We start from the raw sequence: 25,706 nt of genomic DNA, 5'->3' as shown, positions 1-25,706 counted from the left end.
CCTTTTACCTTGTTTTTATAGGCATTTATGACCCTAGCACCTTGAAAAGACAAAGATCACAGCTGGATTTATTTGGCCACTCCCATTCAAGTTATATTTATCCGTTCAAAAATATGCGAGCAGACTTTTTAAATCTCGCGTAGAGATTGTGAGCATTTTTAAAAGCTCATATTTGAGCGAAACAATCAACACCCCAGCTTTACTTAATTATTACTTAATCAGAATTAAAGAGTGCTCGGCTTGCCAGTAAGATGTTTGAATACAGGCAGACCACAACGCCCATAACTGCTTCCATCCCCAAATTGATTAACCGAACTGTGAACTCCATCACCCATTTATTCGCCTTATCATCATCGATAACGATGGGCACCTCACGCCTTCTGGATACAGCTTCCCATGCTCGCTCCAGCCTACCCAATAGCCTGCGACCGAAGGGTTGGAGAAAAAATCTCGGATAACCAGCGGTTATATTCGCTATAAGGCGACAAGGATAAACGGGATTTATAGAGTGAAATTGTTGAAAGCTGATTTCCAAGCTGCGGTTAACTCGGGCTATTCAGGTCATATTCAACTCTTTGCAGGTCATAACGGCAGCGATAAAGGAGAATGTGCCCATCTGGTATTACATCCCTCCAATAGCCTGCACGGGATGATATTTCCACCGCATTAAACGCATGCAGTTTTCATCGCCCATTTTGTGTACCAATTCACATCAGATTAGGAGTGGAGCCAATAATGGCCATTCAAATAAACAAAATAGCCATGAGCCTTGCCTTAATGGCCACCGCGGCGCTGTTTCCCAAATCAACCATCAAGCCACAACTGCCCCAGCCCCAAGTGACCGTTACACTCGGGGCTTTCTGACAGGCAGACCCAGGGTATTGAGTTTGTTTATGGCGCTGACATACGCCATCACCTCTCCCACTTGGCCGTTGTAGTTACGTAAACTGACTTTCCCCGCTAACAACTGTTTGGACCGATACATCGCTGTCTCTGCAAGTGAGCGACTGTGATACCCCGATATCTTCTTCCAGTACGCCAGCCCTTTCTTGCGCATCACCAGCACCGCGTCATTTCTTGCGTGTCCTTTTTTTTCATAACCCCGCGCTTTTGCGAGGCGGGATACAAGCTGTTGCCCCTTTGCACAAGATAAGCTGATGACTGGCTTTGCTGTCGTAGGCGCCATCCGCATAAACACGCCCCAGTTTGCGCCGTAGTGGATTGAGCAGAGTCGGCAACACCTCGACATCATGGACATTCTCCAGCGAGATTTCCGCCGCCACGATATCGTGAGTAGCCGGGTCTACTGCCAGATGCAATTTGCGCCAGACTCGCCGTTTCTCGGCGCCGTGTTTTCTGACCTTCCACTCGCCTTCACCAAATACCTTCAGCCCGGTTGAGTCGATAACCAAATCGGTAATACGTCCTTTTGGGGGCTGTCGATAAGCCACCGTCACCGTGCGGGCCCGCTTGCTTACACAACTGTAATCGGGGGCACAAAGCGGTACGTTCATCAACTCGAACAGGGAGTCGAGTAGTCCCTGAGTGGTCCGCAGAGTGAGGTTGAAAATCCCCTTGAGCATCAGGAAGGTGCAGATGGTCTGGTCAGTGTAGAGTTGGCTGCGGCCCCGGCACCCATGATGGCCGTGGTGAAACCAGTTGCTCATGGCCTCGGCATCAACCCAGAAGGTGAGTGAACCACGGTTAATCAATGATTTGTTGTATTGAGGCCAGTTGGTGATGGGGTGAAGCGACGTGCTCATGATGCAGGCTTGAAGGAGATGGTGGTCAGATCACCAAGTCCTCAGTTAGTTCCATTTAAGCTGCATCGATTTGGGCAACAACGCCGTCTGTTGCGCTTTCGATGTACCCACCTCCTGTTTTTACGATTATCTGGCTCGCAGGCGGACGATTAGCCGTGAGCGCATGCAACAGCGCTGTGAGTTGCGCCGTTTGTTCAAAGAAAGCCGGAACTCAGCGGGCAGCCGTGCCTTGATGTCGATGATGCGGGAGTTAGGGTATCAGATTGGTCGATTCAAAGTGTGCAGTCTGATGAAGGAAGCAGGGCTGGTATCCAAACTGCCGGGCGCACACCGCTATAAGGTGGCACGGTCAGAACGACCGGATATTCCCAATCTGCTGGCCCGAGAATTTGATGTCCAGCCACCCAATCAGGTGTGGTGTGGCGATATCACCTACGTCTGGGCAGGTGGTCGCTGGCATTACCTGGCAGCGGTTCTTGACCTGCACACCCGGCGGGTCGTGGGATGGGCGATATCTGATAAACCTGATGCAGAATTGGCAATCAAAGCACTGGAGATGGCCTATCAGCAGCGGGGTTGCCTATCCGGTGTGCTGTTTCACTCCGACCAGGGTAGCCAATATGGCAGTAGGGCATTTCGGCAACGACTGTGGCGCTATCGTATGACCCAGAGCATGAGTCGGCGTGGCAACTGCTGGGATAACGCCCCGATGGAGCGGTTGTTCAGAAGCCTGAAGTCAGAGTGGCTCCCTGCAACGGGATACATGAGCATACGGGAGGCAAAGCGGGATATCAGTTATTACCTGATGGATTACTACAACTGGCGGCGTCCACATCAACACAATGACGGGATACCGCCAGCAAAAGCCGAAGAACGGCCTAACCAAGTGTCTGGATTTAGTTGACCACTACAACTATGCCCTAGAGGTGTTTTAGAGTCGCTTCAACATGAGGGGGGATATATGAACAATTGAAAAACCATTTCAACAAAAACAAAATATTTACTACAGGAGTTGGGGATTTCTCGTTCAACTCTGTATAGTAGGATTAAAAGGTATAATTCCCAGCGTCTCATAACACTGGTTTTCATTCTGTTTCTGAGGTCAATGACTGGATATTAAAACGAAAAAAGTTATTGATTGAGCTAGACAAAGAAAAATAGCTCCATTCTATCACCGAATCATTGTAAGAAATGCGTTAAAGTATTTTAATGTAGATTAAAAACAAGGTCAACACTATGACGTACAGAGTTAAAAGCTGATGAAATATGGATCTATTCAACATTAGTCATGAGTCGTGCCTACCATTATGATGAGCTGCAGTCTCCGCTGTAATTACTGCTTTTGTTTTCACCTTGTTTTTTATACACTTATCAGGAGCTCGCAGAGCTATTAACCTCCTTATCCCATCAGGACAGAGAGAGTTATAGCCCAGTAAAACCGATCAGGAAGCAGAACACGTGTCCTCGAGAAACAAACAAACCGTCAAGCTTGATGATGTCGCGGCCCTGGCCAAGGTGTCCCCCTCGACTGTCTCACTTTATGTACGTCATCCAGACAAGGTAAAAGCCAATACCGGCCATAAAATTCAGCGTGCCATTGATGAACTGGGTTATGTGCACAACAAAATTGCCAGTCAGTTTACTGCCGGGCGAAGCTCGGCAATGGCAATTATCGTTCCTTCCATTTCCAATATTACCTTTAGTACCTTTGTCCAACAGATTGAACATATCGTGAGTGATGCAGGTTTTCAGCTCTATATCGCATCTCATGATCACTCCATGGAAAAAGAGGAGCAGCAGATCCGCTCCATTTTACAATGGTCTCCTGCTGCCATAACCCTCACTGGCGCGAAACACAGTGATACTACGATTCGTATGCTGGAGCACAGTGCGGTGCCTGTGGTTCAAGCATGGCAAATCGGTGAAGCCAGTCCGTTTGTCGCGCAGGTCGGTATCGATCATTTTCAGGTGGGTTACGATGCCGCGTCTTACCTGATACGCTCCGGCTGCCATAAAATTGCCTATTTCACGACCCGTTTTAACGATGACGTTCGTGCGCAGAGCCGCTACAGCGGCTTTTGCCAGGCACTTGAGACGGCGGGTATGGATCCCTTGTTGGTCGAAATCCCTTACAGCGACAATATTTATCCCGCCGCCCGCGAGCTACTCATCAAGACACTGCTCAAAGAGCGCAAACTCGACGGCATTTTTGCATCAAACGATACCATTGGTACGGCATTACTGATGGAGGCGATTGCACGTAATATCCCGGTACCAGAGCAACTCTCTATCATCGGGTTTGGCGATTTTCCAGGCAGCGGCTATTTGGCCCCCGTGACCTTGTCCAGTATCAATATCAATATCCACTCTGTTGCCAGCCAGGCTGCGTCCATGATGTTGCGGATGGCGCGCGAGCCCGATTATAAAGGCGAGATCATTGATGCCGGATTTGACTTGATCCCCAGACAGAGTACCCGGTTTGTTTTGTGACCAAGCCAATACTGTCACACCATAAACCATCACAAAACCATGGCCTTGATAAATAGCCCATGAAGATAAATACCCTCATGTATCTACCAGAACACTATCCGTTGCGTCAGATATTTTTAAACAGGGCACCAGTCACTGCCTGCTCTACAAGGTTTTGGTTAAGTAATATCGTTGATGAAACACCGGGCACTTTTCCAACGTCATGACGACTGAATACCCCCGCGCTTGGTAAAAAGGCTTTGCTTGAAAGCTAAAAGTATCGAGCTGTGAAAAACGGCAGCCACGCTCGCGGGCAGCATCCTCCGGCACGACACTGCTGCTCATCCTGATAGAAGATGGCAAGTGGGCGACGTATCTGTTCACCGACAAACTCACGATTGGTTTTGATCAGATTGTCTCGTAAAAAATGGATGTCGTCCTGGCTGGGGTTTTGCACAACGTCAAGAGTGTCAATCATGCAGCTCTGCTCCTCTGGTGAAACATAATGGCCGTGAACATTGTCACGGCCATGGGTTATCCGGGTCGCATCCTCTATGGCGAACGTCGGTGCGATTTACGCCAGCACCTTTAGCTCGGCAAACAGCGAAGCCCAGGGACTTTTGGCACGATAGAACACCGGGGGCTGGCCAATCGGTGCAGGCAGAGTGACCCGCTGGCCCCCTGTAAAGCGCTGGCCGCTCCAGACATGCGTCCACTGCTCACCTGCAGGCAGGTAAGTTGTCCACTCACGCACATCCCCTTGGTGAACCGGTGCCACCAGCAACTCTGACCCATAGAGGTATTGATCCTGTATGACGTAGGTCTCGGGATCATGTTCAAAATGCAGCATCATGGCACGTTGAACCGGATACCCTTTCTCGGCCGCTTCATCCACCAGGCTACGCAAGTAAGGAGTCAGGTGGCAATAAACTCGGGTCATCCGGGCAAAATGCGCCAACGTGCTGCCATCCTGGTCAAACTGGAAATTCTCATCAGGGCGGTTACCTTCGTGGGTACGCATGACTGGGGTAAAGGCAGCCATTTCAACCCAGCGGTCAAACAGCTCCTTGGTTCGACGGTTGCCAAACAGTGAGGTGTAGCCACCGATATCCGAGTGGTGATACGCGTTCCCCAACATACCGGAGGAGAGCGCCCCCGAGATCACCGTGACCAGACCGTCGTGACGGCTGAAATCGACACATTGATCCCCTGCCCACAGTAGCGGGCAGTATTGCTGCACCCCGGTGTAACCGGCTCGCATAAAGAACAGGGCATCACCGGTTTGGCCGTTCATCGCGATCGCTTCAGCGTTGCACTGGGCCCACAGAGTCGGCCAGGCATTGTGCATCAGCTTGGCATCGACACCGTTGTGCAGGTAGATGTTATCGGTCGGCAGGTACTCGCCAAAGTCAGCCATCCACCCCTTGATCCCCATATCCAGCATGTTTTTACGCAGCACGGTATCACGGAACCAGGCCATGGCGTCTGGATTGGTAAAGTCGACACAGCCGCAATAGAATTCACCAAAGTCGACCAGCGCAACCTGACCATCCTTGTCCAGCGCCATATAGCCGAGCTCTTTGGCGATAGGAAACAGCTTGCCATCTTCACACAGGTATGGGTTAACGTAGGCCATGAACTCGATGCCCTGGTCATTGAGCGCCTTTATCCTGGCGGGCAGATTGGGGTAGCGCTCCTGATGGTGCTGCCAATCCCAGTCCCAGAACAGGCGCTTGCCAAACGAGGTGACCCGCAAGCCGCACCAGTCTTCACTCCACAAACCCGAAACCTTGATACCATGGTCAAGGGCGTTTTCCAGACGACTGAAGGTATTGACCTCCCCCCCTTCAGACCAAGGATCGCTCCCTTGTAGACCCACTCCGGCAACCTGGGCTGGCGGCCAAACCGCGCGGACAGTTTTTCGATAATGCCCAGATAGCTCTCTGCGGTGCGCAACTCGATGGTCTGCGGGATCGCCCACACTTGCAGCTCATGAAACCCTTCGTGACGAAAATCGAAATCGGCATAAGCGGTGGTGTCGATATGGCAGCTGTATTTGCGAGAGGAGACAAACGTGGGTTGCGGATAGTTGGTGTGATAGTAATCCCCACCGGCTTTGCCCATCACATCGGCTTTCCATTTGATCTCGCTGTGGGGATGGCGACCAACACCGGGCTCTGACGTCCACAACGGAAAGTGACGACCACGCAAATCGAAATAGGACATCTGCTCGCCACAACCCCAGACATGCTCTTTACGTTCGGCCGGCAATCTGACCCAAAAGCGGTTATATGCCTCGTCCAGTATGGTCGGATAAAGCATCACATCATCGCCATCACACACCACTGCCACCTGTAGCAAAGCAGGGGTAAAGGCATTCGGGGCAAAAATAAACAGGTTGTTGTCAACCTGTTCGATATGAGCCAATGCAACGCGAGACTCGATATAGTCTTCGATGTCAAAGTTGCCGCGATAAATTTCCATTTTTTCCCGGCCCTTGCCTATATAAAACGCCGGGGCATCCGCTTGATGAGAAAATAACAACTGCTGCTGATGCTGAATCGTTAATGCCTGTGACGAAAATTCGAGTTGCATTGCATAAGCTCCTGTTTAGTCGGGCCATCCCCGCTTGCTCGCCAACACAATAATAGCGCTACGATTTCATTTCAATCGCGTAAAACCCAAACAGCGATCTCGATCACCAACCAATACCCGCCACACGAAAACGTTTAGCTCACCTGCAAACACCATTTGTAAGAGAATCCTTAACCACCAGCGCAATCTCTCGATCTGGATCCCACTTTTCAATAATCACCCTTGCGCCAGCAATCGCACCGCTACGATTATTGATCTGCCGGATGGATTCCACACTATGGAGAATAAAATGGTTGTTCAGGCGCATATCGAAAGCAGACTGCCTTTTAGGGAAAAACTTGCCTATGGCGTCGGCGATTTTGGTTACAACTTTGTATTGAATATCACCACCCTCTATCTGCTTAAATTTCTGACCGATGTAGCAGGCATCAATGCGGCGTGGGCAGGCGTCATCTTTTTGGTGGCGAAAGTGTTCACCGGCTTCACCGACCTAGGCACCGGCATTTTCCTCGACACCCGCAAGAGCTTCGGACCTCGCGGCAAGTTTCGTCCGATGCTGCTCTGGACCATAGTGCCGCTGTTTGTCTGCAACATGTTGCTGTTTTGCAATTTTGAGCTCGACAGCGAGACCAAGACCACCCTGTTCATCGTCTGCTTCATGGCATTTGGCCTGTTTTTTAGCCTGGGCAATGCCAGCTATGGCGCCATGGTGCCCTCTATGACCAAAAATGTTCAGGATCGCGCAGAGCTGGCAGCCTGGCGTCAGGGCGGAGCCAACACAGGCCTGTTGCTGGCCACCGTCGGTTTCATGCCCATCGCCATGTTGTTTGAATCCCAGGAGACCGGCTACATGGTGGCAGCCCTAGCCTACACCTCGGTCGGCTTGGCGGCGGTACTCTTTTGCTACCTCAACGTCAAAGAACACCACACCATCATAGGTAATGACCCTGACCAGATAGTCGAGAAGCCCACCATCAAGGAGGGGCTCAAGGCGGTACTCAAGAACAACCAGTTGCTGGTGCTGGCAGTAGCCAACCTGCTGACCCTCTCCGCATTCAACGTCAAACTCACCGTGCAGGTCTTCTACGCACAGTACATTCTAGGTGATGTCTCCATGGTCTCTTACATGAGCTTTGTCAGCATGGGGTGCATCTACCTCGGGGTGTTGTCTGTGCCTGCGCTGGTACGCCGCTTCGGCAAAAAACCTGTCTATCTGGCCGGATTGTGCCTGTGGATCTCCGGCGACATTGCCAACTACCTGTTCGGTGGCACTGTCATGAGTTACGTGCTGTTCACCTCGCTGGCGTTCTTTGGCACCTCTTTCGTCAACAGCCTTAACTGGGCGTTTGTCTCAGATACCGTTGAGTACGGTGAGTGGAAAACCGGTACCCGTACCGAAGGCTTGGTCTACTGCGGCATGACCTTCTTTAGAAAATGTTCGCAAGCTATCGCAGGGTTCGTCCCCGGGTTCGCTCTGGCACTGGTTGGCTATATGCCCAATGTGGAGCAAACCGATGCAGCCAAAGCTGGGATCACTGGGCTGATTTTCATCTACCCGGCAAGCCTGGCTATCGTAACGGCGCTGGTGATGGCCCTCTTCTACACCCTCAACGAGCAGCGCTATCAAGAGATCATCGCCAGTCTTGGTGCCCGCCGTGTGGCTGCTACCCAAAGCTGACGCTCATGCAACAGGCAACGGCGTGCTGGCCACGCTGTTGCTCTCTTCAAGGAAGTGATCCCATGACATATCGCAATGTGGCAAGTGACCGTCTGGCATGGCAGGAAAAGATGGCCTACGGAGTGGGTGATCTCGGCTATAACTTCCTGCTCAACTGCACAACTCTCTATTTGCTGATCTTCCTGACCGATGTGGCCGCCATTCCGGCAGCATGGGCCGGAGCAATCTTTCTGGTTTCGAAGTTCTTTACCGCCTGCACCGATCTGGTGACCGGCAGCGTGCTGGATAATCGTTCCGAACTCGGCCCCAGAGGTAAATTTCGCCCCTTCCTGCTCTGGACGATAGTGCCACTGGCTCTTATCAACACCGCCCTGTTTACCAGCGTTGAGCTCTCGGTCATCGCTAAAACAGTGCTGTTTACCCTGCTGTTCATGATGTTTGGTGCCTTTTACAGTTTTGGCAATGCCTCCTATGGCGCCATGGTCCCGGCCCTCACCAAGCGACTCCAGGACCGAGCCGAGCTCGCCGCCTGGCGCCAGGGGGGAGCCAATACCGGATTACTGCTCTGTTCGGTGGGGTTCATGCCGCTGGTATTGCTGTTTGACAAGCCACAGGTCGGCTATAGCGTTGCGGTACTGATTTATTCGGTCATGGGGGCTGCCGCAGTACTCTTTTGCTACAGCAGAGTTCGTGAACGCCATGTGCTGCCATCGGTTGTCAACGAATCGGGGTTTTCGGCAGTACAAACAAACGCACGGGCCGTGCTGGCAAACCGTCCGCTGGGCATCCTGGCGCTGGCCAATTTGCTGACGCTGGCAGCGTTCAACACCAAGCTGATTGTTCAAGTTTTTTACGCCCAATATGTGATTGGCGATGTATCGATGATCGCCTACATGAGCTTCATCAGCATAGGGTGTATCTACCTGGGGGTATTGCTGGTTCCCTTTGCCGTGCACCGTTTTGGCAAACTGCCTGTCTATTTGGCCGGAATTGGCGTGTGGATATGCGGTGATCTGCTCAACTACCTCTACAGCGAGAGTGCTCTCGATTACATCCTCTTCACCTCCCTGGCCCTGTGGGGATCCGCTTTCGTCAACAGTCTCAACTGGGCGTTCATCTCTGACACCGTCGAGTATGGGGAATGGAAAACCGGCATCCGCACAGAGGGGCTGGTCTACTGCAGTCTGACCTTCTGCCGCAAATGCTCGGCCGCGCTTGCGGGCCTCATTCCCGGGCTGGTGCTGGCATGGTCAGGCTATGTTCCCAACGCGACGCAAAGCTCCGAGACCCAAAGCAGCATCGCCAATCTGATGTTTCTCTACCCGATCTGCGCCCTGATTTGCGCTGCAGCCTTGATGTTGCTGTTCTACCCGCTCACTGATGCCCGCTATCAACAGATCGTCCGGGAGCTGGCACAACGCCATGCCCTTGCTTCTCCCCGGAGACCCCATCACCGGATACATGAGCAATCTACTCCATCGCCTGACAGCCATCCTCTTCGCGCAGGTCAGAATGGGTGAATTTAACATGCTGTTTTTATTGAATTAATCCTTAATCAAATCAGACAAAGAGAGCGGTATTCCTATGTCATTCAACAGTGAAAACCTGGCCAAGCTCGATATCTCGGCGCTGCGTAGCCAACGCTGGTATGCCCCCGACACCATCCGTGCCTTCGCCCACCGTCAACGCAGTCAGCAAAGTGGCTTGAACCGCGACGAATTCATGGGCAAGCCCGTGATCGGGATCATCAATACCTGGAGTGAAATGAGCCCCTGCCATAGCCACCTGCGTGAGCGCGCCGAGGCCGTCAAACGAGCCGTCTGGGCCGCGGGGGGCTACCCCGTTGAATTGCCCGCGCTGTCGGTCGGGGAAGTATTGGTCAAGCCGACCACCATGCTCTATCGCAACTTTCTGGCGATGGAGGCAGAAGAGCTGCTGCGCCAGCATCCGATCGATGGGGCCGTGCTGCTCGGCGGTTGCGACAAATCCACGCCAGCCCTGCTGATGGGTGCCATCTCGATGGACTTGCCGGTGATCTTCTGTCCCGCCGGCCCCATGTCGAGCGGCAAATGGCGCGGCCATGTCACCGGTGCCGGTACCCATACCAAGAAGTTCTGGGACCAATTGCGCTTGGGGGCCATTACCCAGCATGACTGGATCGAGCTGGAGGGGGCGATGACTCGCTCCATCGGCACCTGCAATACCATGGGCACGGCATCCACCATGACCTCCATCGCCGATGCCATGGGCTTTATGTTGCCGGGGGCCAGCTCCATCCCCGCCGCTGACTCGCGACACGTCCAGATGACAGCCCAATGCGGCCAAATCATCGTCGACATGGTGTGGCATGATCACAAACCTTCCCGCTGGCTGACCCGAGCCAACTTCCTCAATGGCGTAGTGGCCTACATGGCGCTCGGCGGCTCCACCAATGCCGCGATCCACATGATTGCGATGGCCAACCGGGCAGGCATCAACCTCACTCTGGAAGACATGGAGTCGGTAGCACGGGAAGTCCCTGTGCTGGCCAATCTGTTTCCCTCTGGTGATCAGTTGATGGAGGAGTTCTTCTTCGCCGGCGGTCTGATGGCCCAGCTGAAAAAGGTGGAGTCATTCCTCCACCTCGATGCGATCGGGGTCACCAATCGTCCCGTTGCACAGTGGATTGCCAACGCGACCTGTTATGACGACAACGTGATCCGCTCGCTCGATAACCCTGTTGTACCGCTCTCCCGTGGATGTGCATTGACAGTATTGCGCGGCAATCTGTGTCCCAACGGAGCTGTGATGAAATCATCTGCCGCCAAACCCGAACTGCGTCACCACAAGGGCCCCGCCATCGTCTTTGACAGCCATCAAGAGCTCTCGGATCGCATCGATGACCCAGCCCTGGAGGTAACCAAGGAGTCAGTGATTATCCTGCGCAATGCCGGCCCGGTCGGCGCGCCGGGCATGCCGGAGTGGGGCAACCTGCCAATCCCGAAAAAGCTGCTGCAACAAGGCGTCACCGACATGGTGCGGATCAGCGATGCCCGCATGTCCGGTACTCACTATGGCACCTGCATCCTGCATGTTGCCCCTGAAGCGGCTATTGGTGGACCACTGGCACTGGTACGTACCGGTGACCTCATCGAGCTCGATATCGCCAATGGCCGTCTCAACATGCTGGTCAGTGATGAAGAGCTGGCCGAGCGCCGCCGCACGCTCAAACCGGTACACAAAGTTTATGAACGCTCTTATGCCGCACTCTATCAACAACATGTGACCCAGGCCGATCAGGGCTGTGACTTCGATTTCCTCCAGGCTGGCAGCAAAGTGCCCGAGCCCCCGATTTTTTAAAGGAGCAAACAATGAATCCGTTCAAACTTGCGATTACTCAAGGTCCACGCCCACTGGGCACCTGGATGATGACTGGCAGCGATACGGTGGCGGAAGCCATGGCGACTGTCGGTTTCGATTTTTTGGTGCTGGACCAGGAACATGTACCGGTCGATAGCCTGGATGCGATCCGCATCGATCGCGCCATTCGTGCCAGCAACCCGGCCACCACCCCACTCTACCGCCTGGCCTGGAACGACACAGTGTTGATCAAACGGGCGCTGGATGGCGGTGCAACATCGCTGATGGTGCCGTTTGTCAACAGTGCAGCAGAAGCCCGCAAAGCGGTAGAGGCGGCCTACTACCCTCCCCTGGGCAAACGCGGCTTTGCCGCGGTGCATCGTGCGTCCGGTTACGGTGCCGACCCTGAATTCGTGCGTAAAGCCCGGGAAGAGCTCTGCCTGATCCTGCAAATTGAGACCCCTGACGCCATTGATGCCATGGAAGAGATGGCCATTGAAGGAGTGACCGGCTTCTTTATCGGCCCCGGCGATATGAGCGCAGCCATGGGCCATATTGGCAATCCTTCTCACTCCGAGGTGCAAGCCAAGATCCGCGAAGGGCTGGAGAAGTGCCAGCGCTTGGGATTGCCTTGCGGGATCGTCGGTGGCAACCCCGAGCTGGTGAACAAATATCAAGAGATGGGTTTTAGCTTCGTGGCGCTCGGCTCCGACATGAGTTACCTGCTGGCTCGCGCCCGTGAACAGCTCGCCGCGATCCGGGGGGAACGTCTGAGCATATCCGGTGGCGAGGTTTACTGATGAAGAGGCTTCACCGCCAAAGCGGCCCGCTTGATCTGGAGCTCATCCCCGAGCTGGGTGGCGCTATCGGCAAACTGACCTGGCATGGCAGGGAGATCTTGCGCTCCCTGCCCGATGGTCAGAACGTCACGGTCAACCAGGGGGGCTGCTTTCCCCTGGTACCTTACTCCAACCGTATCGCTCATGGACGGTTTCACTTCGCCGGATGTGATTACGCCCTGCTGCGTAATTTTGGCGATCATCCCCACTCAATTCATGGCAACGGCTGGCAGCAGCCATGGCAAGAAGGGGATGCAGATGATGACTCTGTCGTGCTGACCCTGCACCATGACGCACAGGGAGCATCCGCGGCGCAATGGCCCTGGCCTTATCGGGCAACTCAGCGCTTTACCCTGCAAGATAATGCGCTGCATATCGTACTCACTTACCACAATCTGGCTGATCACGCTGTCCCGGCTGGGCTGGGCTTTCACCCCTATTTTCCCCGTGCGGCGCACGCCGAGATCCAGTTCGACGCAGGCGGTGTGGTACTCAACGACCACAAGTCCCTGCCCACTGGTCTCGCGCCACTACCGGCCCAATGGAACTATCGCACCTGGCGCAAACCTGAACCCGCCAGTGTCGATAACTGCTTCCATCACTGGAGTGGTTGTGCACGGGTGCGCTGGCCAGATGAGAAGCTGATGGTGACCCTGAGCTCACCCGATGCGCCTCACGCCATCCTGTTTCTGCCGCCCGCCGATCGTGACTTCATCGCCATCGAGCCGGTTTCTCATATCAACGATGCCATCAACAACGGTGGCTTTGGTGATCCTGCGCTGGCCATGGCCACTGTGCCAGCCAATGGGCAGTTGCAGATCGCCATGCTGCTTGAGGTTTCTCACTATGCCTAATCCTGCTCTGCTACTGGCCGACTACCGCGGCCATCTGCCCGAGTGCCCGACCTGGAGCACTGCTGAACAGGCGCTCTACTGGACCGATATTCTCGAGCGTTGCCTGCACCGCTATCACCCCGAAAGCAGCGTCATGACGACAATCCCCTTCCCCGAAGAAGTGGGCTGTTTTGCCCTGCGCGAACAGGGTGGCTTTATCGCAGCGATGCGCACCGGGATCTATCTGTGCGATCAGCACGGCCAGATCGAGCGAAAAGTCGCCGATAACCCCAATAACCCAGCACTGGCCCGTTTTAATGATGGCGGTACCGATCAGGCGGGTCGTTTCTATGCAGGCACTTACTGGAGCCCACGAGATTACAACGGAGCCCTGCTATGCCGGGTTGATGCCGAGCTGCAGATGTCGGTGATCCAGTGCGACATTCTGGGAGCCAATGGCTTGGCATTCAGCCCGGACATGCGCTGGATGTACACCACTGATACCCCCAACCGCCGCCTTTATCGCACTCCGTTGGCCCGCGACGGCTCACTCGGTCAACGGCAACTGCTGCGCAAGTTTGCAGCCAGCGCCGGCGAAGGGCGCCCAGATGGGGCTGCAATCGATGTCGAAGGATGCTACTGGAGCGCCCTGTTTGACGGCCATCGTATCGCCCGCTTCTCTGCAGAGGGGGTATTGCTGGCCGAATATCCCTTGCCGGTACGTTGCCCCACCATGGTCTGTTTTGGTGGTGAGGACATGAAGACCCTCTTCATCACCACCACTCGCGAAAATATGGACGCCGCCGAACTGGCAGCACGTCCGCTCTCAGGTGCGCTGTTCAGCATGCGTGTTGACATCGCCGGTCTTGCTAAACCCACATTTAAGGAAAACAACGGATGAAAACTATCGGCTTTATCGGTCTTGGTCTGATGGGCGAAGCGATGTCAAAGAACATCGTCAAAAAATTTGATGGCAATGTGTTGGTATTCGATATCAATCAGGAGGCTGTCGCCCGGGTGGTCGATGCAGGCGCCATCGCCTCCCCTGCCATTGCAAGGTTGGCAGCCGATGCGGATGTGATCATCTCCATGGTACCGCGCTCCGAACACGTCAAAGCGGTCTATACCGAACTGCTGCCACACCTTTGCCCCGGCAAGATCACCATCGACATGTCCACCATTGACCCGGCCGTGTCAATCGCCTTATCCCGCCAGGTAGCAGAAACCGGTGCCGTGATGCTCGATGCGCCCGTGGTCAAATCGGTCCCTGCCGCCGTGGCTGCCGAGCTCGGGATCTACATAGGTGGCGACCTGTCCGCCTACAAAAAGGTCAAGCCGTTGCTGGCCATGATGGGCAGCAACCAGATCCACCTGGGGGGTAATGGCCGTGGTTTGATCATGAAGGTGCTGCACAACACCTTGGTCGCCCAAATTCAGAACAGTGTCAACGAAATGCTGGCCACCGCCGATCACTTCGGCATCGATAAAGAGAGCTTCAACACCGCAGTCTCTTACGGTGGCGGCAGCAACTTCTATCTGACCAGCAAGATAGGTGCCCTGATCGCCGAGAACTACGACACAGTCTTCTCGCTGGAGAACATGGCCAAAGATATCGGCATCATGAAGAACCTAATGGGCGAAGAGGCGCTGACCCTGCCCGGAGTCGAATTGGTGAATAACATTTACCAGCAAGGCCTGAATAACGGTTTGGGCCGTGAGGATTTCTGTGCCACTTATAAGTTGGTAAAGCAAAACATTCAATAGCTGGCTGATAAAAACCATCGCATGAGGTAATTAATTTACCTCATGCCAATCGCTGCACGATTTAATATCAACTTACCATTGGCGAGTCAATCACTATGCGTATCCACCCCAAAATATGCTTAATCCCTCTTATATGCTGCAACGCAGCTTTCGCGGGCGGTTATTTTGAAAGCCGTGAGGCATTTAACTTTGCTACCGACCAACATGAGTTATTGTTGCGACTCGGCTATAACTGGGACTCTGGTGCCGGGATTATGGCCAGCAATGCGTATAACACCGAGAAACTAGACAAGCTAAAGCACAGTTATAACGAAATTGAGGGATGGTATCCGCTATTAAATTTAACCACTAAACTCTCGGTCAATGCAGGTGGTTTGGTTAACTCCTCTAGCTCTGGATCTGGTGGTTCTGCGTATCTGGATGGAAAGTACAACTTTACCGATAACTTTTCCGTTATTGCACGATACCGTTACAATCATCAAAATTATCTAACTACGGATCTTGATGGTTATGGCGATAATAACGACACCAATGAATATGCACTGTATATTGTCAATAAAATAACGCCAGCCTTGACCCATACTTTTGAATCGCACTATTTTTCTCGTGTTAACAATTTCAATAGTGCTAATGGGAAAGATCATCACTGGGAGCTAACCAGTCAAACCCGTTACCGCATCAATCCACAATGGATGCCTTATCTTGAATTACAGTGGTACGATAGAAATATTGCCTATGATGCAGAAGCATACCGGATCCGCATTGGTGTTAAATACTTTTTCTAATGTTGCCAGATGAATTCAATCTATGACTCACGGAGAGCAGTTATGAACTATTCCCAGCAAGTACAATATCACTCTATTGCCGGCAAGGTCGCCGTTATCACAGGTGGCGCCAGTGGTATTGGCGAAGAGTTGGTGCGCGCCTTTGTCAGCCAGGGTGCCAAAGTCGCCTTCCTCGATTTTGATAAATCAGCAGGCGAAGCACTCGCGCATGAGCTCAACTGCCTGTTTCTGTTTTGCGATGTCACCGACCTGACTCTGCTCAAAGCGTGTTTTACGACCGTTGAACAACAGCTGGGCAGTGTCGATATCCTGATCAACAACGCGGGCAGCGATGATCACCACAAAATAGAGGATCTGACCGAGGAGTATTTCGAAAACCGCATCAATATCAATCTGCGTCACCAGTTGTTTGCGATCCAAGCCGTGCTGCCAGGCATGGAGCAAAAAGGGAGCGGCAGTATCATCAATATGGGATCCATCAACTGGATGAGGGGTCGCCCCGGGAGAGTCTGCTACTCCCTGTCAAAAGCCGCTATCCATGGTTTTACCCGTACCCTGGCGCAGGAGTTGGGCGCAAGAGGCATTCGGGTTAACAGCCTGGTCCCAGGCGCAATCCGTACCCCAAAACAGGATGCGATGTGGGCGCAACTCGACCCTGCCGCGGTGAACCAGTTTGTCGAACTGCAAGCACTCAAATTCCGTCTCGATGGCTCACATTGTGCTCGCATGGCCCTCTTCCTCGGTTCTGACGAGTCCAATGGCTGTACTGGCCAGGATTTCATTGTTGATGCAGGTCTGACCCTTAATTAGGATCAGAGTAACAATTTAACTGCAAGTAGATAATCTATCTGTGAATTTTTAGAGAATGCCTAACCTAAGATAATCGAGCTTATATTCATAAACAAAAATGCATAAACAAGTCATCCCTCCAATAACAAAAAGGCCCCTCCTTGGAGGGGCAAGCAGATTGGTAGTCACACTTTTTTTGTAATCAGCATATATTGAAAAGAATATACAAATCAAAAATCTAACATGGTAAAAAATAAATCATCACTGAAAAGTAATGATCATCTTCTCATGCAGTTAAGGTCAACGCTGTAACACATATCCTACGACTTGTTGTCACTATCCCAATGACCGCACTTCAGTAGATCGCCAGAGATTGCCTGTCAGAATATTTACGTGTCCCCTCAAACACACTTCTTCATATAAGCTGCTAAAATAGATGTCAAAGCTAAGTCATTCATACAAAGCAGCTTGATGAAGCTCCACCCGACACCACCAATGTATTATTTCAAGAGGAAAAATAGCAATATGGAGGCACATGCACATATCGGGAACAATAGAGACAAGGTACTCCTGATTGTAGAAGACTACGCACTTCACCGTACCATACTGGTCAGTATGCTTAGCAACATGGGTTTCCAACATATTTTAGAGGCAAAGGATGGGTTTGATGCGCTGGAGGTTTGTGAACAAAACTGCGTTGACATTCTGTTCTGTGATCTAAGGCTCCCAGGAATGGATGGCATGGCGCTACTACGAAGACTCTCCTCTACAGGATTTAATGGAGGAATCATTCTTTCTAGTGTGCTAGAGAACGATGTAGTCGATGCAGTATTGCGAATGGGAGCAGAATTTGGTCTGCAAATATTAGGTAAAGTTGATAAACCGACCAATCCTTCTCAGCTAGAAGCATTAATCGGCCGTTGGTCACCAGTACCAAGCGTTTTATCCGATAAAAAACAAGAACCACGAATTACCAATATTGACCTGAAATATGCGATTCAGCATGGGCAGTTAGAACCTTGGTTTCAACCTAAAGTACATTTTTCCTCTGGAGAATGGTCTGGCGTCGAAGTCCTTGCTCGATGGCCTCATCCAACACATGGAATGATATCACCGGACGTCTTCATTCCGTTAGCAGAAAAACATGGTCTGATGCACTCACTGACCGAGATGATTATTCGTGAGGCTCTCTCACATTATCATGAATGTGCTAAAACCAAGCCATCTTTAAACATATCACTAAATTTATCAGCCAGTTCACTTGTTGATAAAAGTTTGAGCAATTTTTTGCTGCTACACTGTGGCCTGAACCAAATAAATCCCGAGCAAGTCATCTTAGAAATTACAGAAAGTGCATTTACTGAAGATATCGGCCAAGCACTCGAGATATTAACGAGATTGAGAATGCATGGCTTCGGCATTTCGATTGATGATTTTGGGACTGGATACTCATCGCTACAACAACTTGCATTACTTCCCTTCACCGAACTAAAGCTCGATCGTAGCTTTGTCGACCACTGCCACAGCATGACATCTCACATGACAATTGTAGAATCAAGCATCAAACTGGCGAATAATCTTGGGTTAAAAACAGTGGCTGAAGGCGTTGAAGATAAAGAGACTTGGCAACTGCTGGACAAACTAGGTTGCCACACATGCCAAGGCTTTATTTCGGGTAAAGCAATGCCATATCATGAGCTAGCCACTTGGCATGAGGGTTGGAAAAACAAAGCTAAAGATATCATTTCAGAAAACTGATTTAGCCCAATATACATATAGTCCCGGAATTTTAAAAAGATATATAAATTCCGGGACTCCACCTATATTTAAAGAGTTAGAACTACTATCTAAACTTTATTTATGTCCCTCATTTTCTCCCAGAAATCAACACCTTCCTTGACTTCACAATATATATCTTCCAACTGGCGGAGTGCGCTAGGCATACACCAACTCAAACGAGGCGATCGCTCCCACTCGGTACAGCATTCAACCAAGCGCTCTGCACCAATGATCCTGGCTCCACCTTTAATTCTGTGCAAGTGATCAAGGAAGCGACGACTATCCTCATCATTACTGGCTAATGAGAGCATGTTAATATCATCATTCGTTGCTTTGATGAATTCGTGTATCAAAGGAAGCATAAGCTCAGTGTTGTTACCGGCCAAGCTACCAAGAACCTTATCGATCCTAGCAGCAACATCTGCGGCTGACGTTTGCTTATCAACCATTGGACGGCGATCATGAGCCGCAAGGCAATCTCTGATTTCATCGAGGCTAACTGGTTTGAATAAACAATCATCCATCCCTACTTCAATGGCATGCTGGATCTGCTCTTGCCTTGCATCCGCCGTCAAACCGATGATAACAGTACGTTCACGCCGCTCGTCATGCTCTTGTTGACGATAACGCGCAGTAAAGTCCAACCCATTTATATCCGGCATATTGAAATCAGTAATAATAAAATCGAAGCGTTGATCAGCTAGTTGCAACAAAGCATCACGACCTGACTTTGCCGTTTTGACTTCATGTCCCAAAAAAGCTAGTTGTTGACTGACGAGCAATCGATTAGTCGGGTGATCATCGATAATCAAAATTTTACTGGCGCGAGTAACATTCAGCTGAGTTTCACTGAACGCTGGTAATACACTCACCTCAATCGATCCTGGATCAACGACAGGTACGCGAAGATATACAGTTACCGTTGTCCCTACTCCCTTTTCACTCACCAGGTCGAGTGATCCACCCATCATTTCACACAATGTTCGACAGATAAGCAAACCTAAACCGGTACCAGAGCGATACTCATCTTTAGAGTGTTCCGCTTGACTGAAGGGTTGAAATAGACGTGCTTGATCCTCCAAGCTGATCCCTATACCAGTATCGACAATCTTTATTTTAACTAAACAATCGTCTCCTTCAGTTAACAAAGTTAGACTTAGATCTACACCGCCTTCTTTAGTAAACTTAATCGCATTACTGATTAAATTTGATATTATCTGTTTATAGCGCATAGAGTCGATCAAAACGGACTCATCGGATTCTATCTCACAGGTAAGAAATAATCCTTTCTCTCTAGCATTAGCTGAGAAAACATTAAGTACTGAGCGGCTAAGATCAGCGATGCTGTGAGGTGAAGGCGCTAGTTCAAGCTTGCCAGACTCGATTTTTGATATATCAAGAATATCCCCAATCAACCCAAGCAATTCTGTGGCGGAGTTAAGCGCTATTTCAATCGATTCATACGCTTGCTTGCTGATACCCCCTTTCCGAAGAGTCAATTCTAGCAAACCAATAATAGCATTCATTGGGGTACGAATCTCATGACTCATAGTCGCCAAAAACGTGGTTTTTGCTCTATTTGCGTAATCAGCACGTTGTGACTCGGTTGCCAATTTTTCCATCAAACGATGACGCTCACTGATATCAAGCCAGCCTCCAATCAGTCCGCCAATCTCACCAGATAAATCGTGATATATATGTAACCAATAATAGACATGGAATGAACGACCATCAGCTAACTCAAGCAGATGATCGCCTTCGTAGCTTGTTCCATTTTCATTCAACTTTCTATAAATATCACGAAGCTCTATTTGAGATTTCTTTGAAATTGGTAACTCTTCTATATTTGCACCAAGCATCTGTGCTTTCTCAGCACCAATAAAAGTACAATAACTTTTATTGCAGAGAATAAAGTTGTTATATTTATCGCGAGCAAATATAGGATGTGGAATACTATCAACAAGATCATCCATAAACTTAAGCTGCTGATTTAATTCTAGCTGAGCTTTTATACGTGCCAAATTTTGTTGACGTAAAATAAATGCCCAAGATAAAATTATTAGCAATGCTAATGTTACTATTAATATTTCCAGCCAAAACTGATGAAAAACATCATCAATAGTTAATGTCTCTTGTTTGGCACTCACCCGCCAACGGCTGGATAACACGTCCAATTCAGCTGGAGGAATTGACGCTAAAACTTTATCCATGACTCTAATTAAGACCTCATTATCACCACGTGCAGTAAATGCACCAGATATCGGTTGTGAGTCATACAACTCACCAGCGACAACCAATGTATCAATATGGTTAGTATTAATAAAGTAATTTGCTGGACGTAGTGGCACAATAGCAGCATTGCACAATCTACTTTCTACACATGCAAGTGCACTATCATACCGTTCAAAATAGGTAATACGTAAGTTTTCGCTCTTATATTCATCAACTACCTTTTCCGCTATTGTATTTTTCACCAGAGCTAACGGTCCATCATGCAAGACTGTTGCGGCATCTAAATAGTGATCGCGATTTTCCTTACGAACAACATAAACAAGCGGATCTAGTACAATAGCTCTACTAAATAATAATTTTTGATAATATTTTCTATCGGGACTCGAAATGGCAATATCAGCACCACCAGACTCTATCGCATCTAACTGTTGGCGCAAATCATCCATCACAACAATATTGACATCTACGCCAAGTCTCATTCTAACGGCTTGAATCAGATCTGATAATATACCACGATAATATCCATCCTTATCAATAAACCCCATCGGTGGGATCCGGTCATTTACCGCAAATGTTATCGATTTCTTTTTCTTAAGATAAGACAGCTCTGCTGCAGTTAAATTAAGATCGCCATCGATTAAAGACATTCCTCCTCCAGACCAGCGCTCATAGATCGAATTAATCACGGTTGAGGGAATATCATCAATTGCCTTATTAATAAGTCGTTGCAGCTGCTTGTTTTCAGGTGCAAGTGCAAATGAAAATCCGAATGAATTAAATTGGACAAAATGACCAAACTCAACACTCTCAAGATAAAATTTATTTGTTAAATAGTTCCCTGATAACTGGTCAACTAATACAGCATCATTTCTTTGGTACGCAACACTTGCCAGTGCACTATAACGGCCAGAGTATTTTGTTATTATTTTATCACTAAATATAGAATTGAAAAACTCATCTGGCAGATAATCCTGTGGCACAGCGATCGACTTGACATCTTCGACCTTGATTCCCTGCCGTATATACAATGTAGGCTTGTCATATACGTATGGCTTGGTCAATAAATATCCCTGAAACTCTTCATATGCATTAGCTGAACCAATAATGTCGACTTCACCATGGCGAATGGCTTTTAACGCTGCCGAACGGTTCTCATACCGTTTGGCAATAATTGGGATACCGAGCTTCGAAGAGAGCAAGCCAATCACATCAGCTGTCACCCCCTCATATTCGTTAGCAACTTGTGAGATATCCAGGGGAGGGTTGTCTGGCTCCGGCACAGCCACAATCAAATGATTTTTACCACGCAACCATTCTTTTTCGCCACTACTGAATATAGAGGTTGAATAACCATTATGTAGTGCCAGCTCGCGTGAATAAATAGGCATACTGGTTACAGTATCGTCACCACTTTCTGCATTTACCGTCACTGTCAGAAAGAGTAAAACACATAATATAAATAGTTTATTCATAACTTATACCAGATTGTTACGCTTGGCAAAGTTTAGCAGGTCGACGATATTGTTAAGCTGCAACTTGGTCATCAGCCTTGTTTTATAGGTACTAATGGTTTTTTCACTTAATACCAAGTCGTTAGCAATTTTTTTATTATTATCACCTCTTGCCAGCGCCATCAGTACACTCATCTCACGCATTGAGAGCGCCTTCAACGCCTCTTTGCTATCGATATCTGACATGTTGGCTGCATCAAAACGAAGAGCGTGATCAAACAGTACATAGCCAGCCAGAACTTGCTCGACTACGGATGATAGCTTGGTCAAATCGTCAAGTTTGGAGACAAAGGCTGAGACGCCCAACTGAATACAACGGGTTTTAACATGATCGCTGTCATGAGCACTTAGCACTATTATTCTGGGTGGCATAGCCAACTCATTGCAGCGCTTGATGACATCAAAACCATCAATACGAGGAATATTAATATCCAGTACCAGGATATCGGGTGACTCTTGTCGGATCTGAGCCAAGGCATCAATGCCATTGTCGAACTCGCCACAGATTTGGTGCCCTTTATTTTTTAACAAGATACCTACTGCCATCCTGATAGCTGGATGATCATCTACGACCATGATACTTGCCATATAATTCCTTTTTACATATTAAATAATGGTTTAATATTCATCTATAAATATAGAACATTGCAAGTCTATACACAAGATGGCCGCTGGAACGTTCTGTATAGTGAATTCGAGCAACGGTTACATGATGAGTATCATTTATGATTTATAAATGAGTATAGCAACTTTAAAAAACGGATTAATGTGTGTACCCTAGCCGGCAACCGTCGTCATGCCAGTCTCGACAATCTGACATTAATCCGACTCATCATGTAATATTTATTGATATTGAGGCAACTAAATCGATTTATGAAATATCAACACTGGTACTAAGCTGTTATATATATTTTCGTTAAGCAAGGTATTTCTATCTTTTTTAAAGAGCAGAAAAACTAAAAACAGGCTTATGATAACTTAACCCCAAGGACAAATAAATTGGCCCCAGCGATGCTGAGGCCTTCTGTCATCAAGATTAGGGATCAAACCGACGTTAAACTATAACTTATCACACCGGAGCAAGCGCAAAGCGAATCCCTGTATATCCTTGCCAGTTACTACTACGCATGTCAGCACAAGCAGCAATTGCGACGACCCTTCCCCCGTTCGCATACCTACCAGTGGCGGAGAATGGGCTAGGGATCGGCCTTTGATTAGTTTTATAAGTATCATCACCAGGACTGTTAGCAATAACTACACTGGTGTTATCCATATATGTAATCTCTGAAAACTCCAAATAATAAGTTGTATTACTGATAGCTGTATTTGTTGCTTGCCATATATTGAAGCTTCGTATGGGTTTATTCAAGGCTACAGTTGTGCTGTTGTTCAAATCGTTGAAGTTACTCGCACTACCTACAATAGTGCCATTTAAATAGATTCTACCAACAAAGACATAGGCACGGGTATTGATTCTATCAGAATAAACAAAATTATTGCTGTTACAGGTACCAAACGTGAAAATGTCAGCATCCACTTTATATCCCGGCGACCACTCTGACCAGTTACTTGTTCTGGTGGCATCAGGGAAGCCAGTTGCAGCCAATGCACCGACCCTGACAAATATCTCCTGGCCGGGAATAATGTTATATGTGGCATTGGTCGAGGCTACGTTGGTGTCTGACTTTGTTGGGCTCCATTGATAAGACCAGCGGTTGAATGCATCACCATCGATATCGCGATAAGCAGAGTTGGTGACGCTAGCAACACCATTGGTAGCAGATATGGTGACATTAGTTGGCGCATCTGGCTGGCGACCATGGACAGGCAGAGTAGCATTACTGCCTTGGGCGTTGACTACGTTACTCAACGCAACATAGAGGATCGTTGGCACCCAAAGGTACGGTAGCCAGGATCGGGATAATTTTTCTATGTAGTTCATATTTTTGCTCTCAATGATGCCTCAGTACCTACCGTTGACATACATTATTAACTAGATGTTGGTATATACACCAAACAATGAATTCTTGAAAAATATAGTACAAAAAAAGGAACGAGCAAGCTGGTGACGAAAGGCAGCTTTAATATTTGCCACATTATTCATGGCAAAATACCTGACACCCTGCTATTCACTGACTCACTCGTCCCTTTTCTACCTATTGACTATTTAGGTTTTATTTAGGGCCTTTACCATTTGCATCAACCCGGAACTCGAAGCCCTGGTCAGCACCCGTCACGGTATAGGTCGGGTTGTCACCACCCACATCCTCCCAAGTACCGGAATTGACGGTGTCACGACGCTGCCACTGGTAGGTGGCATCAGTGCGGTCAAGTTTCTCACCCAAACCATCATCCAGGGTCACGGCGGAGTGGAGTACATCGCCAACAATCGGGTTACCGGTGATCTCGGTACCTGTGGCATCCACGACCTTGACTGCGGTTGCATTTTCAGCAGCATCAGTGATGGTGATAGTGATAGTGATGGTATCTTCTGCACCCGTTGCCGGATCCTTCACTGTTACCTCAACCACATAAGTGCCATTGCCATCGCTATCTACAGGATCTTCGAAGTTTTGCGGCTTGAGGGTCAGCACACCATTGTCATCGATGGTGAACTGACCACTATCAGCCCCGGCGATGCTCCATTCCAAATCGCCACCGGTGTTGTTGTTAGTGACAGAGGATCCGATATCGACTTTGATCTCCTGGTTCTCGGCGCCAGTACCGTTGCCATCCGTATCAATGCCGATAATGGGGCCTTCGCCACCGATTTCCAGATCACCAGCAGCGATGGTGATTTCATTGGAGAGGCTATCCGCTGAGTAGCGGGTTGCCACCGGGAAGCTTCGCGCATCGGCAACGGCACGCAATTTGAGAGTCAATTTTTTACCCGCATCAGCTGCTGTCGGAGTGTATGGCGGAATAGCATCAATACTACCGGCGAGCTGTTCTGTTCCCACATCAGTACCATCCAGCTGCCACACATAATACCAGTCGGTCAGTGCATCACCATCCGCATCCGCGGTACCCGGTACTGCAGGCAATGTTATCGGAACCCCTACAACCCCCAGACCTACAATCTCAGGTGTGGCCACCACGGTAATCTGACGGCCATGGATAGGACCCGCGCTATTGGTGGATACCAATGCAGCTGCACCATGGCTCAACAGTGCAGCCAACAGGCCAGCAGCCAAGGTAGTACGACGAATTGCAGGGCGCTTGTGGCCAGACTTGTTGATATGCTTCATTTAAAATTTCCTGTTTGTTACTTCTTTATCTAGGTAGCCCATCATCAGATGGGCTACCCGTTGCTACTAACAAGATGGTTTG

Annotated in this window: 18 protein-coding genes and 2 pseudogenes; 13 read left to right on the top strand and 7 right to left on the bottom strand. The window is 49.6% G+C overall.

Annotated elements, in window-relative coordinates; translation table 11 throughout:
- The first annotated feature begins 735 nt into the window (after nucleotides 1-735).
- Nucleotides 736-864 carry a hypothetical protein gene (locus ACTG1P_RS02050; protein ID WP_440002340.1) on the top strand — a complete coding sequence of 43 codons (129 nt, stop codon included), beginning with the start codon at nucleotides 736-738 and terminating at the stop codon, nucleotides 862-864.
- On the opposite strand, the pseudogene ACTG1P_RS02045 reads toward ACTG1P_RS02050, so the two are convergent.
- Nucleotides 845-1,763: pseudogene (locus ACTG1P_RS02045) on the bottom strand (IS5 family transposase). The gene ACTG1P_RS02050 and the pseudogene ACTG1P_RS02045 overlap by 20 nt on opposite strands.
- Before the next feature lie 85 nt (nucleotides 1,764-1,848).
- Between ACTG1P_RS02045 and ACTG1P_RS02040 the strand changes: the two are divergent.
- Nucleotides 1,849-2,667: pseudogene (locus ACTG1P_RS02040) on the top strand (IS3 family transposase); the annotation flags it as partial.
- A 554-nt stretch (nucleotides 2,668-3,221) separates the two neighbouring features.
- Nucleotides 3,222-4,253: a LacI family DNA-binding transcriptional regulator gene (locus ACTG1P_RS02035; protein ID WP_069556383.1), complete on the top strand. Its 1,032-nt coding sequence runs from the start codon at nucleotides 3,222-3,224 to the stop codon at nucleotides 4,251-4,253.
- Between the two features lie 250 nt (nucleotides 4,254-4,503).
- On the opposite strand, the gene ACTG1P_RS02030 is transcribed toward ACTG1P_RS02035, so the two are convergent.
- Together ACTG1P_RS02030 and ACTG1P_RS02025 are read right to left on the bottom strand one after the other, a co-directional pair.
- Nucleotides 4,504-4,710, bottom strand: a complete 207-nt coding sequence (locus tag ACTG1P_RS02030; RefSeq protein WP_440000347.1) for a hypothetical protein — start codon at nucleotides 4,708-4,710, stop codon at nucleotides 4,504-4,506.
- 96 nt (nucleotides 4,711-4,806) lie between these two features.
- The gene (locus ACTG1P_RS02025) at nucleotides 4,807-6,111 is read right to left on the bottom strand and encodes an alpha-glucosidase (protein ID WP_440000346.1); all 1,305 of its coding nucleotides are present in this window, start codon (nucleotides 6,109-6,111) and stop codon (nucleotides 4,807-4,809) included.
- Nucleotides 6,112-7,116: 1,005 nt separating this feature from the next.
- Here ACTG1P_RS02025 and ACTG1P_RS02020 point away from each other — a divergent pair.
- The 10 genes from ACTG1P_RS02020 (at nucleotide 7,117) to ACTG1P_RS01975 (ending at nucleotide 18,612) form a co-directional block, all read left to right on the top strand.
- Nucleotides 7,117-8,505, top strand: a complete 1,389-nt coding sequence (locus tag ACTG1P_RS02020) for a glycoside-pentoside-hexuronide (GPH):cation symporter (protein ID WP_234881673.1) — start codon at nucleotides 7,117-7,119, stop codon at nucleotides 8,503-8,505.
- Between the two features lie 62 nt (nucleotides 8,506-8,567).
- The gene (locus ACTG1P_RS02015; RefSeq protein ID WP_440000345.1) at nucleotides 8,568-10,025 is read left to right on the top strand and encodes a glycoside-pentoside-hexuronide (GPH):cation symporter; all 1,458 of its coding nucleotides are present in this window, start codon (nucleotides 8,568-8,570) and stop codon (nucleotides 10,023-10,025) included.
- Nucleotides 10,026-10,089: 64 nt separating this feature from the next.
- Nucleotides 10,090-11,844 (top strand): L-arabinonate dehydratase, encoded by a 1,755-nt coding sequence (araD, locus tag ACTG1P_RS02010; RefSeq protein ID WP_440000344.1) that lies wholly within the window; start codon nucleotides 10,090-10,092, stop codon nucleotides 11,842-11,844.
- Nucleotides 11,845-11,855: 11 nt separating this feature from the next.
- Nucleotides 11,856-12,644, top strand: coding sequence for an HpcH/HpaI aldolase family protein (locus tag ACTG1P_RS02005; protein WP_236348611.1), 789 nt, complete (start codon nucleotides 11,856-11,858; stop codon nucleotides 12,642-12,644).
- Nucleotides 12,644-13,537: an aldose 1-epimerase gene (locus ACTG1P_RS02000; RefSeq protein ID WP_005346308.1), complete on the top strand. Its 894-nt coding sequence runs from the start codon at nucleotides 12,644-12,646 to the stop codon at nucleotides 13,535-13,537. The genes ACTG1P_RS02005 and ACTG1P_RS02000 overlap by 1 nt, the downstream gene beginning before the upstream one ends.
- Nucleotides 13,530-14,417: an SMP-30/gluconolactonase/LRE family protein gene (locus ACTG1P_RS01995; RefSeq protein WP_440000343.1), complete on the top strand. Its 888-nt coding sequence runs from the start codon at nucleotides 13,530-13,532 to the stop codon at nucleotides 14,415-14,417. The genes ACTG1P_RS02000 and ACTG1P_RS01995 overlap by 8 nt, the downstream gene beginning before the upstream one ends.
- Nucleotides 14,414-15,280: an NAD(P)-dependent oxidoreductase gene (locus tag ACTG1P_RS01990; protein ID WP_440000342.1), complete on the top strand. Its 867-nt coding sequence runs from the start codon at nucleotides 14,414-14,416 to the stop codon at nucleotides 15,278-15,280. The genes ACTG1P_RS01995 and ACTG1P_RS01990 overlap by 4 nt, the downstream gene beginning before the upstream one ends.
- Before the next feature lie 95 nt (nucleotides 15,281-15,375).
- The gene (gene ompL, locus ACTG1P_RS01985; protein WP_236348609.1) at nucleotides 15,376-16,065 is read left to right on the top strand and encodes a porin OmpL; all 690 of its coding nucleotides are present in this window, start codon (nucleotides 15,376-15,378) and stop codon (nucleotides 16,063-16,065) included.
- 42 nt (nucleotides 16,066-16,107) lie between these two features.
- The gene (locus tag ACTG1P_RS01980) at nucleotides 16,108-16,875 is read left to right on the top strand and encodes an SDR family NAD(P)-dependent oxidoreductase (protein ID WP_278166535.1); all 768 of its coding nucleotides are present in this window, start codon (nucleotides 16,108-16,110) and stop codon (nucleotides 16,873-16,875) included.
- A gap of 504 nt (nucleotides 16,876-17,379) precedes the next feature.
- Nucleotides 17,380-18,612: an EAL domain-containing response regulator gene (locus ACTG1P_RS01975; protein WP_440002269.1), complete on the top strand. Its 1,233-nt coding sequence runs from the start codon at nucleotides 17,380-17,382 to the stop codon at nucleotides 18,610-18,612.
- Between the two features lie 89 nt (nucleotides 18,613-18,701).
- On the opposite strand, the gene ACTG1P_RS01970 is transcribed toward ACTG1P_RS01975, so the two are convergent.
- The 4 genes from ACTG1P_RS01970 to ACTG1P_RS01955 all read right to left on the bottom strand — a co-directional run bounded on the left by ACTG1P_RS01970 (nucleotide 18,702) and on the right by ACTG1P_RS01955 (nucleotide 25,624).
- Nucleotides 18,702-22,337: an ATP-binding protein gene (locus tag ACTG1P_RS01970; RefSeq protein ID WP_440000341.1), complete on the bottom strand. Its 3,636-nt coding sequence runs from the start codon at nucleotides 22,335-22,337 to the stop codon at nucleotides 18,702-18,704.
- A gap of 3 nt (nucleotides 22,338-22,340) precedes the next feature.
- Nucleotides 22,341-22,964, bottom strand: a complete 624-nt coding sequence (locus tag ACTG1P_RS01965; protein ID WP_440000340.1) for a response regulator — start codon at nucleotides 22,962-22,964, stop codon at nucleotides 22,341-22,343.
- Between the two features lie 481 nt (nucleotides 22,965-23,445).
- A complete protein-coding gene (locus ACTG1P_RS01960) occupies nucleotides 23,446-24,318 on the bottom strand; it encodes a hypothetical protein (protein ID WP_440000339.1) in 873 nt (290 codons plus the stop codon).
- A 232-nt stretch (nucleotides 24,319-24,550) separates the two neighbouring features.
- Nucleotides 24,551-25,624: a hypothetical protein gene (locus ACTG1P_RS01955; protein WP_440000338.1), complete on the bottom strand. Its 1,074-nt coding sequence runs from the start codon at nucleotides 25,622-25,624 to the stop codon at nucleotides 24,551-24,553.
- Nucleotides 25,625-25,706 lie beyond the last annotated feature (82 nt).

Source organism: Aeromonas sp. 11P (assembly GCF_051920165.1).
Lineage (GTDB): Bacteria > Pseudomonadota > Gammaproteobacteria > Enterobacterales > Aeromonadaceae > Aeromonas > Aeromonas veronii.
Note: the sequence above shows the minus strand (reverse complement) of the source record. Positions and strands in the feature narration are given on the sequence as shown.

Coding starts and splice junctions, on each gene's coding strand:
- ACTG1P_RS01970 (WP_440000341.1), bottom strand. CDS start 22,337: ATGAATAAACTATTTATATTATGTGTTTTACTCTTTCTGACAGTGACG.
- ACTG1P_RS01990 (WP_440000342.1), top strand. CDS start 14,414: ATGAAAACTATCGGCTTTATCGGTCTTGGTCTGATGGGCGAAGCGATG.
- ACTG1P_RS01965 (WP_440000340.1), bottom strand. CDS start 22,964: ATGGCAAGTATCATGGTCGTAGATGATCATCCAGCTATCAGGATGGCA.
- ACTG1P_RS01960 (WP_440000339.1), bottom strand. CDS start 24,318: ATGAACTACATAGAAAAATTATCCCGATCCTGGCTACCGTACCTTTGG.
- ACTG1P_RS01980 (WP_278166535.1), top strand. CDS start 16,108: ATGAACTATTCCCAGCAAGTACAATATCACTCTATTGCCGGCAAGGTC.
- ACTG1P_RS02015 (WP_440000345.1), top strand. CDS start 8,568: ATGACATATCGCAATGTGGCAAGTGACCGTCTGGCATGGCAGGAAAAG.
- ompL (WP_236348609.1), top strand. CDS start 15,376: ATGCGTATCCACCCCAAAATATGCTTAATCCCTCTTATATGCTGCAAC.
- ACTG1P_RS02030 (WP_440000347.1), bottom strand. CDS start 4,710: ATGATTGACACTCTTGACGTTGTGCAAAACCCCAGCCAGGACGACATC.
- ACTG1P_RS02000 (WP_005346308.1), top strand. CDS start 12,644: ATGAAGAGGCTTCACCGCCAAAGCGGCCCGCTTGATCTGGAGCTCATC.
- araD (WP_440000344.1), top strand. CDS start 10,090: ATGTCATTCAACAGTGAAAACCTGGCCAAGCTCGATATCTCGGCGCTG.
- ACTG1P_RS02005 (WP_236348611.1), top strand. CDS start 11,856: ATGAATCCGTTCAAACTTGCGATTACTCAAGGTCCACGCCCACTGGGC.
- ACTG1P_RS01955 (WP_440000338.1), bottom strand. CDS start 25,624: ATGAAGCATATCAACAAGTCTGGCCACAAGCGCCCTGCAATTCGTCGT.
- ACTG1P_RS01995 (WP_440000343.1), top strand. CDS start 13,530: ATGCCTAATCCTGCTCTGCTACTGGCCGACTACCGCGGCCATCTGCCC.
- ACTG1P_RS02050 (WP_440002340.1), top strand. CDS start 736: ATGGCCATTCAAATAAACAAAATAGCCATGAGCCTTGCCTTAATGGCC.
- ACTG1P_RS02020 (WP_234881673.1), top strand. CDS start 7,117: ATGGTTGTTCAGGCGCATATCGAAAGCAGACTGCCTTTTAGGGAAAAA.
- ACTG1P_RS01975 (WP_440002269.1), top strand. CDS start 17,380: ATGGAGGCACATGCACATATCGGGAACAATAGAGACAAGGTACTCCTG.